This is a genomic window from Spirosoma sp., assembly GCF_048594605.1.
Taxonomy (GTDB): domain Bacteria; phylum Bacteroidota; class Bacteroidia; order Cytophagales; family Spirosomataceae; genus Spirosoma.
In genome coordinates, this window is sequence record NZ_JBMDWV010000328.1 from 1 (window position 1) to 18,245 (window position 18,245).

Here is an 18,245-nt window from a genome sequence, read left to right on the forward strand (position 1 = left end):
CCTGTATCGTCAACGACCGGGGCGTTCACATCTGTAAGTCCATGCTGGCGTACCAACTCTTTGGCAATGGCGAGACGCCGGAGTCGGCTGGTATGAAAGGCGATCACCTGATTGGAAAATATTACGTCCTGTTCGACAAAGCCTACAAAGCGCAGATCGAGGAACTGGTTAGCCAGGGAACGCCGAAAGAAGAAGCCGAAAAGAAGGCTCCGCTCATGCAGGAAGTCCAGCAAATGCTACGTCTCTGGGAGCAGGGCGACGCGGAAACCGTTGCGCTCTGGCAAAAGTTGAACAGTTGGGTCTACACGGGTTTCGATGCTACGTATCGCAGCATCGGCGTTAGCTTCGATAAGACGTATTATGAATCCAACACGTATCTGCTCGGAAAAGAAATCGTAGAGGAAGGTCTGGAAAAGGGCGTTTTCTATCGCAAAGCAGATAACTCAGTCTGGATTAATCTGACGGAAGAAGGACTAGATCAGAAACTCGTGCTACGTTCCGATGGTACGTCGGTGTATATGACGCAGGACCTCGGCACAACGGATCTGAAATTTCAGGATTTTCACAGCGACCGGCAGATCTGGGTGGTTGGTAATGAACAGGATTATCATTTCAACGTATTGTTTGCCATTCTGCGCCAACTTGGTCGGCCTTATGCCAATGAACTGTATCACCTCTCGTACGGTATGGTCGATTTGCCGACGGGGAAAATGAAATCGCGTGAAGGAACCGTAGTCGATGCCGACGATCTGATTCAGGAAACAACTGACGCGGCCGCTACCGCTGCCGACGAAGCCGCCAAAGGAAAACTCGATGAATTCACCGAGGACGATAAAACCGCGCTGTTTCAGATGCTGGGGTTGGGTGCGCTGAAATATTATCTGCTGAAAGTTGATCCGCAGAAACGGATGCAGTTCAACCCAGCCGAATCAGTTGATTTGCATGGTAATACCGGTCCGTATATTCAATACGTTTACGCCCGGATTCAGTCGGTTTTGCGGAAAGCTGCCGACATGGGCGTATCGACAGAAGGCACCATCAGCGTAACGCAACTCGATGAGATTGAGCAGCAACTGATCTTTTTGCTGAGCCAGTATCCACAGCGCGTAGCCGAAGCGGGCACCGACCTGGCCCCCTCCTATATTGCCCAGTATGCGTATGAACTGGCGAAGACATTTAATCAGTTTTACGATAAACTATCCATTCTGAAAGAAACCGATCAGGTGAAGTTGCAAACGCGTCTTATCTTGTCGAAAGCAGTGGGTGAAACTATTCGGAAAGCAATGGGTTTATTGGGGATAGATGTACCGGAGAAAATGTAGAATAATCGTTTCAATTTCAGTACCTTCATAGCTTTCCAAAACCTCTTCCAAGTGTCGAACAAACCATGAAAAAGAATCTTGTTTTTAGCCTGATCGCAATCGCGTTCGTTTTTACCCTCAGTAGTTTTATGTCTTTCTCAACACTCGTTAAAGGCATTTTTGCCGACAAACGCGAAGTTGCTGCCGCCCCTGCCGATGCGCCAGCTCCTACAAAAACGCTTTACGATTTTACCGTAAACTCACTCGATGGCAAACCCGTATCCCTGAGCGGGTTCAAAGGAAAGAAAGTCGTTATTCTGAACGTAGCGTCGAAATGCGGCTTTACTCCTCAGTATGCCGACTGGGAAAAGTTCTACAAAGAACACGGCGACAAAGTTGTCGTACTGGGTTTCCCGGCCAATAATTTCAAAAGTCAGGAGCCCGGCAGCAACGAAGAAATTGCGGATTTCTGCAAAAAGAATTACGGCGTTACGTTCCCGATGTTCGAGAAAGTATCTGTTCTGGGCGACGATCAGGCACCGCTTTACAAATGGCTGACAACGAAAGATATGAACGGTTGGAACGACAAAGTTCCTACCTGGAATTTCTGCAAATACGTTGTCAACGAGAAAGGCGAGTTAACGCATTTCTTTGCTTCTAAAGTGAAGCCTGAAGACGAAGAATTTAAGAAAGCCATAAATTTATAGTTATTCAGTTGTAGGGGTTGCATAGTTGTAAAGTTTTGAGCAGATCAGCCAACTTTACAACTGTGCAACCCCTACAACTTTACAACTCATTTTCATGAAAAGTTGGATTGCGGCTGCCCGTCCGCGTACGTTACCGCTGTCGTTAGCCAGTATCATTCTGGGTAGTTTTCTGGCGTATGCCGATGGACGTTTTAACTGGTCTATTACGTGGCTGGCCGTTCTAACCACTATTTTTCTGCAAATCCTGTCCAACTTCGCCAACGACTACGGCGACGCCATTTCGGGTAAAGACACCGAACTCCGCGTAGGGCCACGACGCGCCGTTGCCACCGGCGATATTACCAAAGAAGCCATGCTGCGGGGCATCGTTATTACGTCCGTACTATCCTTATTGAGCGGTATTGGCCTGCTGTACGTAGCGTTTCAGAATGCGGGCATGCAACTCTTCTGGTTTTTTCTCGTGCTTGGTTTACTCAGCATTGCCGCAGCCATCGGCTATACCAACGGCAAAAAACCCTACGGTTACGCGGGTTTCGGCGACATTGCTGTCTTGATTTTCTTCGGTTGGGTTGGCGTTCTGGGAACGTATTTCCTGCATACGCTCTCCTTCAACCCAATTCTGTTACTGCCCGCCACGAGCGTCGGTTTATTTGCCACGGGCGTGCTAAACGTCAACAACATCCGCGACATTGAAACGGATACCATGACGGGGAAAAAGTCGATTCCTGCCCGGATAGGCTTACTTCTGGCCATTCGTTATCACTGGGGTTTATTGCTCACGGGCATGTTCTGCGCCGTTACGTATTCGTTCCTGACGGGTGCATCCTGGTTCAGCTACCTGTACGTACTGGCCTTCCCCCTATTCTTCTTAAACGGCCGGGCCGTTGCCACGCACAAACAACCCGCCGAACTCAACGCCCGGTTAGGTCAACTCGCTCTTACTACGTTGTTATTTGTGGTGCTGTTCGGTATTGGGCAGGTGTTATAAAGCACGTAGTCAGTTAATTACGAACGCTAGCTAGCCGTTTTATTGCCGCACAACTTTTCGCGTAATAGTCGACTCGCCAACCTGGATTTTCAACAGATACGTACCGTGTACGGTAGGCATTGGAATGGATTCGACCAGCGAGACGATCTGACCGGCGTGTTTTTGAAAGAGTGAGCGCCCCTGCGTATCGAGCACACGCACGCTAACTTCCTGCTTCTGAGCCAAAGTCAGTTCTACATTCACTACGTCGTGCGCCGGATTGGGGTAAATCCGCAGTTTTCCGCCCACAAGCTCCTCTTCAGCCGTTGGCACGAGTATCGTTACGTCCGCTTGCCCGGCACTGGTCCCCTTTCCGCAGCCATTTTCCACGCTGCTGACTGAATACGTAGTGGATTTGGTTGGTTTAACGGTCACAATGAGTGGATTGGCGCTTCCCGAAAAGTTGGTACCGTCGGATAAATTACCTTTCCAGGGTGCATCGCCGGTAAAGGCAATCGACAGCGAAACCGATGAGCCCGGCGTAACGGTAGTCGAGCCAGCCAACGTAGCGGTTGGCAATGGCTTTATCATAACAGGCTCACTGGACACAAGCTCCGTAGGCACGTTGCGCGGCCGAACCCGCAATCGATAACCTGAGCCCGCAGGCAGATTTGTCGGAATAGCCGCTTTTAGATCACTGATCTTACCCGAGCCAACAATCTGTTCTTTGGCAAAATCGCCCGATGCATCGGATAGCAATACGTCATACTGCCAGTCATCAGCCTTCTTTGCGTTTTCAAACGTAGCACTAACCGTTAGATTACCACCCACACAGGCCGAAGTGGAGGTTCTGGTAGTTAGCTTCGGTTGGGCAATCGTGAGCTGAAAAACGTCAGCCAAACAGTTTTTGTCGTCTTTCACCGTAATTGGAAACGTACCAACCTGACCGACAACATACTGAATCGAACGACTGGTTTGTCCGTCAGGCCAGCGGTATTCGCCCGGCCACGATGCCGCCAGTTGAAGCGTATCACCATATAATGCGTTAAGCGAAGTAGAGTTATTAACCTTTTTCAGAATCGTAAACCGATCCAGCACCGATTTGTCGGCCATAACCAACTGCGCATCCAGTCGATTATCGTTCACATCCAGAATCATCGATCCGCCCAACGTAACGTTATTGTACACCGTACCCGGATGCGGAAAATCTGCCGACTGGCCTCCCAGCTGCCCTCCAGATCCATTAACAATGTACACAGTTCCTTCGCCTTTGGTCAGAATCGGGCAGGAGTTTGCCGATCCGTCGTAGCGAGCTGTAGTCTGTTCAGCAATGTTCTTCTCTCTATCGAACGTATTGGCCAGTCCACGCATTCCTTTCAGGCGATACGTCCGCTCATACCCATGACTGTGGCCATTCAAAACCAGATCAACGCCGTAGCGTTCCAGAATAGGCGTCAGATTCTCACGTAGCAGTTTTAGCTGTACCTCCGTATCCGAATTATGACCGCCTTTGCTGTAGGGAGGATGGTGAAAAATGACAATGGTCCAGGGGAGCTTATTGGCCTCCAGATCCCGCTTAAGCCATTTTACCTGCGTAGACGTGGTATCGTAAAGCCGAAATCCATCGTCCTGATTGGCCTGCGAATCGAGCGAGATTAAATGAACGTTGCCGTAATCAGCAGAAAAATAGGACTTCTTACCGGAAGGCACACCGCCCGAATCGCCTTTCTCCGGGAAGGCGAATAGTTTGTAATAAGGAATGTTAAAATTGGTGTAACTATCTGCGTAATCGTGATTACCCGGTGTTGGGAAAATGGGCGTATTTCGTAAGGTGGGCGGGTACACATTGAACACATACTCCTGATATTCCTGCTCCAATCCAAACGAGTACGCATTATCGCCCAGCCATAGCCACAGATCAGCCGGATGCGTAGCCGTTACGTGCCTATAGGCTTCATAAACCTTTTTCTGATTTTCGTTATTCGAACCAAAATCGCCCAGCACCCAGAACCGTACCGGACGCTTATCACCCGCAGGCACCACCGTTTTAACGTAGTAATCAGGTCCCGACACGAGTTGTGTATCGTCGTAACCGATGGCATAGAGATACTTCGTAGCGGGATTCATGCCGGTAAGCGTCAGACTGTGGTCGAGCGTAGCTTCGGTTTCGCGTACATCATTGGCCAGTTGATTCGCCGATAAACCAAACCAGGCCCGGCCTCTTGTGGGCTGATCCGTACTCCAGCGTACAATCACGGAGGTTGGCGTAACGACCTGCAGATAAGGTCCCCGCGTTAATTTAGGTGCCTGAGCATTTGCCGGAAAAAACAGGAAAAGCAGAATAAGTGTCGTTAAACAGCAGTTACGGATCATGGATAGTGAAGATTACCGTAAATATAAATAGGTTGAATAACACATCCTATGATAAACTCACAACCCTACTAATAGACTCACCATCAAGCGATTAAATTCAACACGTCTTCTTTTCCAACAACGTAGTGTTCTGCCTTTTTAGCAAATTCATACAATCCTAAGCGTGTAACCCGGCATCTTACCAAACGTCTCATACCATTACAGACTAACGATAGGCTAACAACTTCTATCCGCAATGGCAGAAGCTCTGTTGCTCCGTCTATCCCTTTTTGTTCGTATGAGACACCATTTTATTTTTCTGCTTCTCGCTGGTTTAACCTCCTCCTGTATGCTCGGCTCCTATCCGTCGGGCTACCCATCCGGTGGTGGTCAGCAATCTCCCGACGATACGTATCCGAATTCCAGTGGTCAATCAGGCAACACCCGGCCCGCCGATCCTGGCGTAACGGTTACGGGTGTACGTCTAACGAAGGATTACACAATTCTGAATCTGACCTTTACGGATAAGACCCAGCCTAAATATGATCAGCAGGGGCGGTTACTATCTACGAATACAATCAGCTTTGACCCTACTGGTTATCTGGTGGCCGCAAACGGAGCCCGGACATTTGCGTTTATACGAGTCGAAGGTATTCCGATCAAGAAAGAACAAATTAATCCCCAGACGCGGCAGAAAGAACTCATAGGTCGAAATACGTTTCCCGGCGATCAGGTGAACTTTGTGCTTTATTTCGAACGGCTGGATAAAGGGCTGGAAAATTTTGATCTTTTTGAATGTACCAGCGATCAATACGTTTGCTGGAATATCTACAATCTGTACGTCAATAACCCCACTGATGCGGTTGTTTATACGCCTGCTCCATCAACACCAACGCCCGTACCGAATTTACCCAAGAAGAAAACCCAGCTCCCTCCTCAACCATCGGGCGAGTCGGGTGGCGAAATGGAAGCGCCTAAAACAAAACCTGTTCCGGCTCCTGTTGCTACGTTGGTGACAATATCGGGCATCGTGAGCGATGCGAAAAATAAACGACCGGTTACGGCCACCGTCCATTACCAGCTTTCGTCCAGTAAACAGTCCATTGATTCCGTACAGAGTTTTGCTTCGACCGGCACGTATCGAATGAATCTGAACAAGGGGCAGGTTTACACCTACGTAGCATCGGCGCGCGGGTATCAGGCGGCAAACGGCGTTCTGGACTTGAGCAAAGTGGCGGGTGGGCAAAAAATTACGCGCGACATCGCGCTGACACCACTGGCCGTGGGCGATAAAGTGACCTTGAAAAATGTTTACTTCGAGATGTCGAAGTCCGATCTGCTTTCGGCCTCCTACGCTGAACTGGACAAACTGGTTCTTATGATGCATGATAACCCAAACATGACCATCCGGCTCGAAGGCCACACAGACATTATCGGCGATCATGACAAAAACCTGCAACTCTCGAAAGATCGGGTCATTGCCTGTCAGCGGTATCTGGTTCAGAAAGGGATTGATCTGGAGCGTATCCAGACCATCGGTTATGGCGATACGCGCCCCATCCTGACGAAAGGTACCGACGAAGACCGTAAAGTAAACCGTCGGGTTGAGTTTGTTATTTTGACGATATAAAAGCAGAGGGGTTAGGGCATAGAATTTTACACTAACCCCTCTGCCCCACGCCACTTAGTTCACATCCTTCCCCTGCGCCAGTAGCTGAAGCAGTCGCTCAATGTTGGCTTTGTTATTCACGTCGGGGGCCTGAGCCAGCGCTTTTCTTCCCCAATTCGCAGCCGTTTTATAATCGCCAACCGCCGAATAAGCCCGCATTAGCCCCATATTGGACATAAATACGTCGGGATATTTTTTGGCTAACTCCTGAAACAGTTCGAGCGCTTCTTTGGGCTTTTTCTGAGTAATCAGTTGCCGACCGTATGCATATGTTTGCTGCATAGTAGCCATTGGTAAAGCCTCTTTCATCAGTGCGTCGGCCTCGGCCGTACGGTTCATCATCGCCAGAATTCGCGCTTTGGTACTGAGCGTATTGAAATTTTTCTCCCCTACAAACTGGCCGTTAATTGAATAGTCAGCCCAACGAAGAGCCTCCTCTAAATTCGTCTTACGATCTGCCAGATAAGCCGCGGCTTGTTGGTAAGCGTCCCACCGAAACCCTTTTTCGCTACGTAGTTCATTACGTAACGACGCCAGTTGCGTCTGTACCAGATTAACCGATACGGTAAAGGGAACTGCCCATTTCTCCCACGCCAGCGCCACAACGGCCGAACTGTCGGTCTCGTTCATAAATTCGTATTTGAGTCGCTCAACGAATGGCTGATCTTTGACTGGCTTCACGCTGACACGTAGCACATCTTCTTTCGGATCGTAGAAATAACTGCCCCAGGACGTAGCATTTTTCGAGAAAATAATAGTTACGTCGTTTTCCTGCACGGCCATCATCAACCCGTACGTACCAGCGGCCAGTGGTTTTCCTTCAACCGCTACGTCTGTACTGAACGAGATGGTTGTGTTTTCATTTGATCCAGCTCGCCAGGGTGCTTCTTTACTGGTTCCAAAGCCCAGGTCTTTAAAGCCAAAATGAACCAACTGGCCCCATATTTTCCCTTCGCGACCCTTAACAGCCGGACGATCATAATGAATCGTTACGTCCGTAATGCCGATACGTTCAGAGACCGAGGCTTTTTTATTACCTCCGTCAGCCGGAAACGTAAGCTGCGCCTTTACAGACAAAGAACTGAACATCAGGCTAAGTATACTAAATAATAAGGTAGATTTTTTCATAGCTGTCCTGACAAATTGAGTTAACCAATTGCGTTGATTATTCACCAATATTCAAACTTCCCGGCACGTAGTCAAGACAAACTATATGAGCGGTTTGCGAAGCCTCTTTATGGATACGGCAAGCGAAATACATCGGTTACTCCCCAAGATCCAGCTGGTTATAACCTAAATCGGTGAACGTAATAAACCACGCCCTTTGTTAAGTTATACACGCAGAAATGCGAATGCACACGCGGCCTGCCCCGTGCGCCAAATTTCCGTATCTTTGCACTCAATTTTTTAACCGCAGGGAATAACCTGTCAACGCAGGGAAACCGTGCCGTATGTTATGTCAGGCGTGAAGTATCAGCAATATGACTCCCTCGATTACGCGAAGATCGCGGCCGAGGTTTTAACCTACTGGAATCAGAATCAGGTATTTGAACAGTCCGTCGCCATTCGCGAAGGGAAATCAGACGCTCCGGCGCTCCGGTTCACGTTTTACGAAGGGCCTCCATCGGCCAACGGCACACCGGGAATCCACCACGTAATGGCCCGGACAATTAAAGATATTTTCTGCCGCTACAAAACATTACAGGGCTTTCAGGTTGAGCGGAAAGGCGGCTGGGATACGCATGGCCTACCAATTGAGCTACAGGTTGAAAAAGAACTTGGCATTACGAAAGATCATATCGGCAAACCAGAATCCGAGGGCGGCATCAGCGTTGAAGATTACAACCGCAAATGCCGCGAAACGGTCATGCGGTTTACCGACCAGTGGAACGACCTGACCCAGAAAATGGGCTACTGGGTTGATCTCGACAATCCGTACGTTACGTATAAAAACGAGTACATCGAGTCCGTGTGGTGGCTGCTCAAGCAGTTGTACGACAAGGATTTGCTATACAAAGGCTACACGATTCAACCCTATTCGCCGAAGGCCGGTACGGGGCTGAGCTCGCACGAACTGAACATGCCAGGTACGTATAAGGACGTTCGCGACACAACCATCGTAGCGCAGTTTAAAGTCAAGCCCAGTGGCAAATCAGGATTTCTGTTCTTCGACTCAGCGGATGCCGACGTATACATCCTGGCCTGGACCACTACGCCCTGGACATTGCCCGCCAACTCAGCTCTGACCGTAGGCGCCAACATCGACTACGTACTGGTCAAAACCTTCAACCCTTATACGTATCAACTGATCCACGTAGTATTGGCTAAAAATCTGGTGAGTCGTTGGTTCAATGAAAAAGGGCAGGTCGACGTAATAACCAGTTCCGCTTTTGAAGCTTACCTACCCAGCGATAACCGGAGCGCTGGACCGTTTATTCCCTGGACCATTGTTTCTGAGTTTAAAGGTGAGCACCTGGAAGGCATCGAGTATGAACAATTGATGCCCTACGTACAGCCTGATACACCCGCCTTTAAAGTCATTCTGGGCGATTTCGTCACCACGGAAGACGGTACGGGCGTTGTTCATACGTCGCCGACATTCGGTGCTGACGACTTCCGGGTAGCGCAGGCGGCTGGCATTCCGCCCATTATGGTGAAGGATGAAAACGGCAAAGATGTACCGATTGTCGACAAACACGGCCAGTTCGTGAACGAAATCACGGATTTTGCCGGACGCTACGTTAAGGAGGAATATTACTCCGACGACGAACGGAAAGACCCGGATTTTAAACCAACCGACGTCTTGATCGCCATTAAGCTGAAGGAAGAAAACAAAGCGTTTCGGGTGGAGAAATATGAACACCCCTACCCGCACTGCTGGCGCACCGACAAACCTATTTTGTATTATCCGCTCGATAGCTGGTTCATCCGCACGACGGCGAAAAAAGATCGGCTGGTGGAGCTGAATAAATCCATCAACTGGCAGCCCGAAAGCACAGGCACAGGCCGATTTGGCAACTGGCTCGAAAACCTTGTCGACTGGAACCTGAGCCGCAGCCGTTTCTGGGGGACACCGTTACCGATATGGCGCTCGGAAACCGGCGAAGAAGTATGTATCGGTTCGGTTGATGAGCTGAAAGATTACGTCCAGAAGGCGCAGTGGAGCAATGCCCTGACCGACGAGCAACGAACAAAAAACAGTGCGTTCCTCGACAAACTTTCAACGAAGGATTACGACCTCCACCGACCTTATGTTGATGAGGTATATTTCGTTTCGGAATCGGGAAAGGCTATGCAGCGCGAATCCGACCTGATCGACGTATGGTTCGATTCGGGGGCGATGCCGTATGCACAGTGGCATTATCCGTTCGAAAATAAAGAAGTGTTTGATAAAGCATTCCCGGCAGATTTCATTTCGGAAGGCGTTGATCAAACGCGCGGCTGGTTCTTTACCCTGCACGCCATCGCCGGTATGCTGTTTGATTCAGTAGCGTTCCGGAACGTAGTGTCGACGGGGCTGGTGCTGGATAAAAACGGCAACAAAATGTCGAAGCGGCTGGGCAACGCCGTCGATCCGTTCGCTACGTTGGCACAGTACGGTCCGGATGCGACGCGCTGGTACATGATAACAAACGCCGAGCCGTGGGACAATCTGAAATTCAATACGGATGGCATTGGCGAAGTGCAGCGGAAGCTGTTTGGTACGTTGTCTAACACGTATAATTTTTTCGCGCTCTACGCCAACCTCGATCAGTTTTCGCTTGGAGAACGTAGCGTACCGGTTGCGGAACGCCCCGAACTTGATCGCTGGATTCTGTCGAAACTGCAATCACTGATTCTTGAAGTTGAAGAGCAGTTCGATACCTACAACCCAACTAAAGCGGGTCGTGCGATTCAGGATTTCGTCAATGATCAGCTTTCAAACTGGTACGTTCGGTTATCGCGTCGGCGCTTCTGGTCCGGGGTTTTGTCTGACGGACAAATGACAACCGATAAACGGGCCGCCTACGAAACGCTGCACGAATGCCTAACGACGGTCTCGAAACTGATGTCGCCAATTGCGCCGTTCTACGCCGACTGGCTGTACCGCAATCTGAATCCGGGTGACGTATCGGTTCACTTAACCGATTTTCCGCTGGTTGAGCAGGCGTTACTTGATACGGAATTAGAACAGTCGATGGATGGCGCCCAGCGCGTATCGTCCCTGGTGCATTCACTTCGGAAAGGGCACAAACTAAAAGTTCGCCAGCCGCTAAGCCGGGTTCTGATTCCGGTACTGAACCCCGACACGCGTCGACAGATTGAGCACGTTGCCCCAATTATCATGTCGGAGGTAAACGTAAAAGCGGTTGAGTTTGTCGACGACGCCAGCGGTATTCTGAAAAAGAAAGTCAAGCCCAATTTCAAAGCCCTGGGCCCCAAGTTTGGCAAACAGATGAAAGACGTGGCCGCTGCCATTACGTCAATGAGCGACGTTGATCTGAAAACACTCGAACAGACGGGCATCGTACGGCTCGCTCCTTACGATCTGCAATTGTCGGATGTCGAGATTCTGACGGAAGATATTCCAGGATGGTTAGTAGCCAGCGAAGGCGGACTGACTGTTGCGCTGGATGTGAACGTAACGGACGAATTACGCAGAGAAGGGATCGCCCGCGATTTCGTGAACCGAATTCAGAACCTGCGTAAAGATCAGGATTTTGCCGTCACTGACAAAATCACCATTACGCTGGAACGTAACAACGAGCAACTGGCACAAGCCGTTGAAACCAATCAGGAATACATTCGACAGGAAGTTCAGGCCGTTTCTCTTGATTTAGTGAGCGACTTAAACGGCTCAGCAACGGAGATCGAGATGGACGAGTTTCTGCTACGTGTTCAGATTAAAGTTGCCTGAGTAGACAGATTAAGTGAATAAATGGCAATGCCCGAACTAAATCAGTTTAGTTCGGGCATTGCCATTTCATGTTTCTTTTAAACGATAGAACAAGGATAAGCGCCCTGTCATCAAGAAGTTTAACAAGCCTTTAACAACACCAATCTGTTTATTGTGGTAGATTTAGTACATAGTACGTTAACCCGGCCATCGAAATGAAAAAGGCTTATAAATTTTTTATACTGGGGCTACTGACAAGTTCAATGGGCTGCGTATCTGTGCAGTCAACTATCAAATCCGACGCTGTACCCAGCTTTCAGCGCGTGCTGATTGTTACGAAAATGCGGAATGCGCCCGCTGATTCTGATAGCTACGTACGCCAATTGGCCAGACTATTTCCTGCCGGTTATGAGACCTGTACATTAGCTCTGACACCATTATCATTTGACAGCCCCGATGACGCTATTCGCAAACAAGCCGAAGCTTGCAATAGCGAAGTCATTCTCACGCTTGAACTTGTCCAGAGAGGCTATGCTACTCGATACAGTAGCTCCCCTTATCAATATAATGCTGAGATGAGATCAGTAACGACAGGACAACCTTTCTGGAAAGCTGTCTTTTCTACAGATCCCAGATATGGCTCAAAAGTACCTCCACGCAGTCTGGTCAAACGGCTAATTGCTGATCACATTATTGCGGGGCCAATACCCTCGCCTAATTCATGGCAGGCATCACGGTGAGCCGCTCGCTTAAAAGCAGAGGTCCCCACGTTTGGATGTGAACGCGGGGACCTCTGCTTTTAAGCGAACTATTACCTACCCTTTGATGCTACTCAGATACGTTTTGTTGCCGTTTTTATTGATATAGTATTTACCCCCACGCGGGCCAGTCATTACTTTCTCGCCATTAGGTCCTTTCATCGATCGATCAACGGGCGCTTTGTAATCTTCAGGCGTCGCTTTTTCCTCTTTCACCGCACTTTTCGATGATTTGCTCATCTTATCATCTTTGAGCCCGGAATTATCCGCTACTTTTCTTGAAGCTTTATCCGTAGACGTTGCAGCAGCGGTAGCTCCATTCGTCGCTTCGTCTTTGGCGGCTTTCTTAGCGGCCTTCGCAGCCCGGGCATTGGCCATACGATCATTGACCGTTTGTTTAGCGGCCTCGGTTGTAGCCTTAACGTCCGTTTTTGCTTCCTTTACAGCTTCTTTAGCCGCTTTTTTCTCCGCTTTGGCCGCTTCCTTCGCCGACTTATCGGCCTCTTTCATTTCTTTTTTCGCCTTATTCTTCGCCGATTTATCATCCTGAGCCACACCGTTGAAGGCAACGAGCAGGCTAAGCAAAAGGCACAATACCGAAAGGGTCTTTTTCATGATACATGAATTAGGATTTGTGAAATAACCAGTAAAACGTTTATTCCTGAGACGGAAAGATGCAGATAAAATCACGGATTCGGTGCCTAAAACTACTTAAATTTTGCTTAAATTTGGTAGAGTGATCGCCCATAAAACAGGCAGCAACCTATTGGCCTTCCGTCCGTCACACTAGTGATTTATTTATTAACGGGCCCAGCTAAGAATCAATGACCATTTCGACCTTACCCCCCACGCAGCAACCCACTGATTACCTCAAACGCTACTATGGCTACGACCACTTCCGGCCGATGCAGGAAGATATTATTCGGTCTATTCTGAGCGGTCGGGATACGTTGGTGCTGATGCCAACCGGCGGAGGAAAGTCCGTTTGTTTTCAGATTCCGGCGCTGATGTTACCGGGCGTTACGGTTGTGGTTTCGCCCCTGATTGCGCTCATGAAAGATCAGGTAGGAGCGTTGCACATGAATGGCATTTCGGCCGCTTATTATAACAGCACTCAAACCGCCCGCGAGCAGCGCGACGTTGAAGACGATTGCATTAGCGGAAAACTGAAGCTGCTGTATATCTCGCCCGAAAAATTACTGACGGAATCGTTTTTCAACTTTCTGAAACGTATCAACGTATCACTTTTTGCCATCGACGAAGCCCACTGTATTTCGTCCTGGGGTCATGATTTCCGGCCAGAATACACGCAACTGCACGTACTGAAAGAAAAATTTCCAAACGTACCGACTATTGCACTCACGGCTACAGCCGATAAACTTACCCGGCAGGACATTGCCAATCGGCTCGGGATGGTCGACCCGGCTGTGTTTGTCTCGTCTTTCAACCGCACGAACCTGAGTTTGCAGGTATTACCCGGCCAGAATCGTATTCAGCAGATTATGCGGCTGCTACAGCAGAAACCGGATACGTCAGGAATTATTTACTGCCTGAGTCGCAAATCGACGGAATCGCTGGCAGCCAAGTTGCAGGAAAAAGGATTCAAGGCAGCTTTCTATCATGCCAAAATGGACCCCGACGATCGATCACGTACGCAGGAGGCTTTTCTTCGCGACGATGTACGGATTATGTGCGCAACGATTGCCTTCGGCATGGGCATCGATAAATCGAATGTGCGCTGGGTGATTCACTACAACATGCCCAAAAACATCGAGAGCTTTTATCAGGAAATCGGGCGGGCGGGTCGCGATGGGGCCTCGGCTCAAACCGTACTGTTCTACAGCTTTGCCGACGTAGCAACTTATAAAGAAATGCTGGCTGAAAACAGTCCGGCCAATCTGGGTTTGCAGCTTGCCAAACTGGAGCGGATGCAGCAGTACGCCGATGCGCATACCTGTCGCCGTCAAATCTTATTATCCTACTTCTCGGAAGAATTGGCTGAACCCTGCGGTAATTGCGATGTTTGTCGTGATCCGCGCGTTACGTTCGATGGCACGATTCTAGCCCAAAAAGCCCTGTCAGCCATAGTACGTACCGGCGAACGGGTTCCGATGAATTTACTGATCGATATTTTGCGTGGTTCACGCAGCCAGCAGGTTCTACAGGGTGGCTACGATAAAGTGAAAACGTACGGCGCCGGGCGAGATTTGCGCTTTGAAGACTGGCGGAATTACCTGCATCAGCTTATCAATATTGGCGTTATCGAAATCGCATACGACCAGCACTACGCACTACGTCGTGGTATTCTGGCTGATCAGGTGCTGTACGGTGGACGCAAAATTGATCTGGTACGTCCCGACGATGCGCCCAAACCCGTTGTCGAGAAAGCGCGTACAAAAACGGAAACTCAACGCGACGATCTGTTTGAGCGGCTGCGCGTTTTACGGAAGCAACTCGCCGATCAGCAGAACGTACCGCCTTACGTCATCTTCACCGACACTACGCTCGAAGACATGGCTCGCCAGCGACCCGTTACGCCCGACGCGCTACGTAACGTCAGCGGGGTGGGCGAACGAAAACTGCAACTCTTCGGCAAGCAGTTTCTGGATGTGATCGTCGGCTACGTTCGGGGGCGGGTTCAGGCGGGCGAAAAGCCGAAAGGATCGACTCAGTTAGTAACATTTGATTTGTACAACGAAGGTCTGACGATTGAGCAGATTGCGACGGAACGACAGCTTACGATCGGTTCGGTAGCCGGTCATCTGGTACAACTTTCCAGGTCAGGTTATGATATTGATTTGGCTTCTTTGATCGACCCTGTTGAGCGGCAGGAAATTGAAAAAGCTGTGCTCGCTGTAGGCCTTGAAGAAGGGCGTTTAAAGCCAGTTTTCGACTATTTAGGGGGTCGTTTCGACTACGGAAAAATTACGATTGTTGCCGGATTAATTGGCAGGTAGATACGCTTCTCCACGCACCCGCCTGAGCAGATATCGGGCTAACTATTTGGTATATAACAGATTATCAACTATATTCGTATTTCCGTTTTGAACAGACCCGTTACTTAGGTACGGGTTTTGCTGTCTCAATGTCTCACAAGAACGAATGTTATTTTGATTAAAGAAGTTAGTTTTTCACTGCTCATGGCCACCATCAAACCGGCCCTTGGACTTCCGCTGATCGGAGTCGATACGAGCCGGGCGCTTCCCTCATCAAAAGGTCTGAACACTCCAGAATTGTTAGTTGTTGATTCGACCAGGCACCTGTTTCCGATTTATTTCTGTGGGGAAGAAGTTCCCGTCAGTGAGCCCCGCGTAGGCCGTCGCTGGGCGCAAACTGTACGTACGTATGGCGCTCAGCAAGCGTTTTTGCTGGACCTTCGCTCAAAGGCTTCTACGTTTTTCCACATCATTGATCCGATTCTTCGTAAGCATAAAATCCCCCGCGATTTTCGGTTCATGCCACTGGCCGAAAGTGCACTGGAGAACAACAGCGTATCACCTAAAGGCGCTTCAGGATACTGGCAGCTTATGCCAAATACGGCGCGCGAACTGGGCTTAATCGTCAATGATGAGGTTGACGAACGCTATGATCTGCCCAAAGCTACTGTAGCTGTTTGTCGGCACCTGCATCGATTGTATAGTGTACTAGGCTCCTGGACGCTGGTTGCTGCGGCTTATAATGGTGGCATTACGCATGTTCGGCACAAAATAAAAAAACAGGGTCACGACAATTACTATCGGCTTCGGCTTCACCGTGAAACCAGCCATTACCTGTTCCGGATTCTGGCATTTAAAGAGTTGCTTACCAACCCGCGTCAATACGCCATGGTACTCAATGGGGCAACACTCGCTCAACTGATTAAACCATTGCCAAGCTGGCATAAACCGTTGGCTCTTCCGAAAAAAATCAAGGATGCGCCTACCATTGAACTGGTTGACGATGAACCCGCTTCTGCGACCTGGGGACCACGTCCGAACACAGCGCTGACCAAAGCGCCGTCGGATACGCAGCAATTCATTGCTCAGGCGGCTTTGGCTAAGGTTCTTCCCGATACGCCCGATGCCAGTCTGGAAAAACAAGGCCCGCATTTTCCCATACGGAAACTGATGATGGGTCTAATCGTGCTTCGATTCCGTCGTCCGCGTTTTTTAATCGGCAAAAACAGAGAATCGGCGAATCCCCTACACTTCTGGGATTGGCTGTGATCGTTTGTCATTTGATTGTTCGGTTAGTATGCCAACGATCAAATGACAAATCATTTCCACACTTCTCCAAACTAAACCCTGGCTCCGTTACGTTGTCTATGGGTTCAACAAACGGCTCATATTTTGAAAGTTGTTGCACAATACGCTTACGCTACGTTGTTGATTTCGGGTGCTTTACTCGTTAGCAAGCCAGTAATAGCGCAAAAGAAAACGACAGCTCCGAAAACCAAAACAGGGCGCTCAACGGCCGTCAGCCTCCGCCCGGCCCCAAAGGGTTTGCAGCCCGTTGGACTACACTTTTGTGGTGAAGCAGTACCTACTGCCCAAGGTGACGTATCGGCTAAACTAGCTTCAGCGCTGGCCAGTAGTTCAGGCTACATGAATCATTTGAATGGTCTGAAAGCTCGGTCGGCCCCTTATTTTGCGGTTATTGAGCCAATTCTGCGCAAGCATAACATCCCCAACGATTTTAAGTATCTGCCGCTTATTGAAAGCGCCTGGCAGGCCAATGCGGTATCTTCGGCTGGAGCCGTGGGATACTGGCAATTCATGGACGATACAGCCCAGGACATGGGACTGTCTATTGCACCCGGTAACGATGAACGTACTGACCTGCTAAAATCGACGGAAGCCGCCTGTAAATACCTGAAATTTCTGCATTACAAGTTGGGATCGTGGACGCTGGTCGCAGCGGCTTACAATGGTGGCGTTGGCATGATCCAGCGGAAAATTACGAAGGCAGGCCACCGCGATTATTATGCCATGTCCATGAATGCCGAAACGGGCTACTACTTATATCGGATTCTGGCTATGAAAGAGCTGTTTACGAATCCGGCTTATGGCTCAGGATCAGTAGGCATTTTGCTGGCCTCATCAGGAGCGGCTTATGAACAGGAACGTCAACAGGCCCGACGGATGGGCTGGCTTCAGGACGACGAACCGGAACCCGTTGGCGTCCCGATTGAATCGCTGTATGAACCATCTGCCCCAACGCGCAGCGAATCACATGTAATGGACAGCGTGCTTACGGAGTTACTTAAAAATAAACCATCTTCTTCGCCCGTTTTTGTCGGTGATGCTACGGCCCGGCTCGTTCAGGCTGGTCCATTGAAAATAGGGCAGAGCTGGTCATTTATTCTGACGGAAGATATTCAGATTGGCGAGGATGAGCTAAAAGCGGGCGATATAATGTACGCCCTGGTCGATGATATAGACGCTCACGGAAATTTGTTTTTAAGAACTACCAAGGCCATCTCAGCCAAAACCAAAGCTACTATTCCTGTTACGCTGATGGCTATGAATCCGGCTACAGGCCTGGCAGGAATTCCTCGACCCAAGGTTATTAAACCCGGCTGGACGGTTCAGTGGAAACTGTAGCGGTCTATAAACCCGGCTCAACTCCGGCTCTGA

General features: G+C 49.5%; 12 protein-coding genes. 9 read left to right on the forward strand and 3 right to left on the reverse strand.

Annotated features, from left to right (window positions below):
- From argS to ACOJS8_RS19830, 3 genes are all read left to right on the forward strand, one after another.
- The coding region (gene argS / locus ACOJS8_RS19820) for an arginine--tRNA ligase (protein ID WP_420150285.1) at nt 1-1,322 on the forward strand (1,322 nt) is incomplete at its 5' end.
- Between the two features lie 65 nt (nt 1,323-1,387).
- The gene (locus tag ACOJS8_RS19825; RefSeq protein ID WP_420150286.1) at nt 1,388-2,008 is read left to right on the forward strand and encodes a glutathione peroxidase; all 621 of its coding nucleotides are present in this window, start codon (nt 1,388-1,390) and stop codon (nt 2,006-2,008) included.
- 94 nt (nt 2,009-2,102) lie between these two features.
- Entirely contained in the window at nt 2,103-2,996 is an 894-nt protein-coding gene (locus ACOJS8_RS19830; RefSeq protein WP_420150287.1) for a 1,4-dihydroxy-2-naphthoate polyprenyltransferase, read from the forward strand.
- A gap of 39 nt (nt 2,997-3,035) precedes the next feature.
- Here the strand turns inward: ACOJS8_RS19830 and ACOJS8_RS19835 are convergent, their stop codons facing one another.
- Nucleotides 3,036-5,348, reverse strand: a complete 2,313-nt coding sequence (locus tag ACOJS8_RS19835; RefSeq protein ID WP_420150288.1) for a metallophosphoesterase — start codon at nt 5,346-5,348, stop codon at nt 3,036-3,038.
- A 277-nt stretch (nt 5,349-5,625) separates the two neighbouring features.
- On the opposite strand from ACOJS8_RS19835, the gene ACOJS8_RS19840 reads away from it, so the two are divergent.
- Nucleotides 5,626-6,957 carry an OmpA family protein gene (locus ACOJS8_RS19840; protein WP_420150289.1) on the forward strand — a complete coding sequence of 444 codons (1,332 nt, stop codon included), beginning with the start codon at nt 5,626-5,628 and terminating at the stop codon, nt 6,955-6,957.
- A 54-nt stretch (nt 6,958-7,011) separates the two neighbouring features.
- Here ACOJS8_RS19840 and ACOJS8_RS19845 read toward each other — a convergent pair whose 3' ends face one another.
- On the reverse strand, nt 7,012-8,124 hold the full coding sequence (locus ACOJS8_RS19845; protein ID WP_420150290.1) for a DUF2911 domain-containing protein: 1,113 nt from the start codon (nt 8,122-8,124) through the stop codon (nt 7,012-7,014).
- A 328-nt stretch (nt 8,125-8,452) separates the two neighbouring features.
- On the opposite strand from ACOJS8_RS19845, the gene ileS reads away from it, so the two are divergent.
- Both ileS and ACOJS8_RS19855 read left to right on the forward strand, forming a co-directional pair.
- Nucleotides 8,453-11,893, forward strand: a complete 3,441-nt coding sequence (gene ileS / locus ACOJS8_RS19850) for an isoleucine--tRNA ligase (protein ID WP_420150291.1) — start codon at nt 8,453-8,455, stop codon at nt 11,891-11,893.
- Nucleotides 11,894-12,087: 194 nt separating this feature from the next.
- A complete protein-coding gene (locus tag ACOJS8_RS19855; RefSeq protein ID WP_420150292.1) occupies nt 12,088-12,612 on the forward strand; it encodes a hypothetical protein in 525 nt (174 codons plus the stop codon).
- Nucleotides 12,613-12,687: 75 nt separating this feature from the next.
- On the opposite strand, the gene ACOJS8_RS19860 is transcribed toward ACOJS8_RS19855, so the two are convergent.
- Nucleotides 12,688-13,245: a hypothetical protein gene (locus ACOJS8_RS19860; protein WP_420150293.1), complete on the reverse strand. Its 558-nt coding sequence runs from the start codon at nt 13,243-13,245 to the stop codon at nt 12,688-12,690.
- 209 nt (nt 13,246-13,454) lie between these two features.
- Here ACOJS8_RS19860 and recQ point away from each other — a divergent pair, with 209 nt between their 5' ends.
- The 3 genes from recQ to ACOJS8_RS19875 all read left to right on the forward strand — a co-directional run bounded on the left by recQ (nt 13,455) and on the right by ACOJS8_RS19875 (nt 18,212).
- Nucleotides 13,455-15,587 (forward strand): DNA helicase RecQ, encoded by a 2,133-nt coding sequence (recQ, locus tag ACOJS8_RS19865; protein ID WP_420150294.1) that lies wholly within the window; start codon nt 13,455-13,457, stop codon nt 15,585-15,587.
- 183 nt (nt 15,588-15,770) lie between these two features.
- Nucleotides 15,771-16,835 carry a lytic transglycosylase domain-containing protein gene (locus ACOJS8_RS19870; RefSeq protein WP_420150295.1) on the forward strand — a complete coding sequence of 355 codons (1,065 nt, stop codon included), beginning with the start codon at nt 15,771-15,773 and terminating at the stop codon, nt 16,833-16,835.
- A gap of 123 nt (nt 16,836-16,958) precedes the next feature.
- A complete protein-coding gene (locus ACOJS8_RS19875; protein WP_420150296.1) occupies nt 16,959-18,212 on the forward strand; it encodes a lytic transglycosylase domain-containing protein in 1,254 nt (417 codons plus the stop codon).
- Nucleotides 18,213-18,245 lie beyond the last annotated feature (33 nt).

Coding starts and splice junctions, on each gene's coding strand:
- ACOJS8_RS19845 (WP_420150290.1), bottom strand. CDS start 8,124: ATGAAAAAATCTACCTTATTATTTAGTATACTTAGCCTGATGTTCAGT.
- ACOJS8_RS19830 (WP_420150287.1), top strand. CDS start 2,103: ATGAAAAGTTGGATTGCGGCTGCCCGTCCGCGTACGTTACCGCTGTCG.
- ileS (WP_420150291.1), top strand. CDS start 8,453: ATGTCAGGCGTGAAGTATCAGCAATATGACTCCCTCGATTACGCGAAG.
- ACOJS8_RS19835 (WP_420150288.1), bottom strand. CDS start 5,348: ATGATCCGTAACTGCTGTTTAACGACACTTATTCTGCTTTTCCTGTTT.
- ACOJS8_RS19870 (WP_420150295.1), top strand. CDS start 15,771: ATGGCCACCATCAAACCGGCCCTTGGACTTCCGCTGATCGGAGTCGAT.
- ACOJS8_RS19840 (WP_420150289.1), top strand. CDS start 5,626: ATGAGACACCATTTTATTTTTCTGCTTCTCGCTGGTTTAACCTCCTCC.
- ACOJS8_RS19860 (WP_420150293.1), bottom strand. CDS start 13,245: ATGAAAAAGACCCTTTCGGTATTGTGCCTTTTGCTTAGCCTGCTCGTT.
- ACOJS8_RS19855 (WP_420150292.1), top strand. CDS start 12,088: ATGAAAAAGGCTTATAAATTTTTTATACTGGGGCTACTGACAAGTTCA.
- ACOJS8_RS19825 (WP_420150286.1), top strand. CDS start 1,388: ATGAAAAAGAATCTTGTTTTTAGCCTGATCGCAATCGCGTTCGTTTTT.
- recQ (WP_420150294.1), top strand. CDS start 13,455: ATGACCATTTCGACCTTACCCCCCACGCAGCAACCCACTGATTACCTC.